Origin of the sequence: Vibrio sp. OPT46, from assembly GCF_015163535.1 — a bacterium.
Taxonomy (GTDB): domain Bacteria; phylum Pseudomonadota; class Gammaproteobacteria; order Enterobacterales; family Vibrionaceae; genus Vibrio; species Vibrio alginolyticus.
This window is the reverse complement of record NZ_JADDYG010000725.1, coordinates 87,274-88,023: the sequence shown is the minus strand read 5'-3', so window position 1 is coordinate 88,023 and position 750 is coordinate 87,274. Positions and strand designations below refer to the sequence as shown.

Sequence of the window (750 nt, the reverse complement as noted above, 5' to 3'; positions counted from 1 at the left end):
CGGCCGTACCGCACTTAAGATTCTTGATGATTTGCGAATTTGGTCTGAAAAGCATCAAATTGAGCTTCGTTAAGACCAAAGTAGTTAATCGCAAACGTCACTCTCTTTTGAAAGCTGATTAACAATACATCGCCGTTTATACCCAAGTAACTTAGATGTGCTTCATTCAAATCGTAATTTGTTTCGTAAAACAACGTACTCTTTCGAGTCAGGCATATCGAAGCTACTTGAGCATAATCGTACTTTTTAAGTTTTTGATTTTTAGTTATTATTTTATCATACTTAATAAGTTGTAGAATAAATCACTCACTTCAGTTGAATTTAAAAAAGCACTATTTAATTCCAGTTTCTTTTCAAAATCGGAATATTTATCGAATTCCTCTTTCTCAACTAAACCTATTGGTGAGTTGTCTTTAACGTGGCTTTCATATTTTTTGATGGTATATAATTTAGACTTTTCGTCAAAATATTGAATTATCTTAATGTTAACGTCAGGTCTCTCCGTATTATACGTGACCGTAATTTTTTCATAATCTTTATTAATCGGAGTCGTAAGCCCTGTAGGGTAGATGATTTTAAACCTATTAATGTCATTCTTCTTCGTGCTTTTATAATGTTTTGAGTATGAAAAGTTTTCAATTGCACTTTTAGTGACGATAATTGACTCACCTTTCTTTAAACCGTATTCGGTACATTCATAATCGTCGACAACCGTAGAATTTCTTTTCTTTTCAATCAGGTAGGACATAG

At 32.4% G+C, this 750-nt stretch carries 1 protein-coding gene and 1 pseudogene; one reads left to right on the top strand and one right to left on the bottom strand.

Annotated features, from left to right (window positions below):
• A pseudogene (locus tag IQR33_RS35695) lies at nucleotides 1-73 on the top strand (transcriptional regulator); the annotation flags it as partial.
• A gap of 195 nt (nucleotides 74-268) precedes the next feature.
• Here the strand turns inward: IQR33_RS35695 and IQR33_RS26075 are convergent.
• The coding region (locus IQR33_RS26075) for a hypothetical protein (protein ID WP_228014148.1) at nucleotides 269-750 on the bottom strand (482 nt) is incomplete at its 5' end.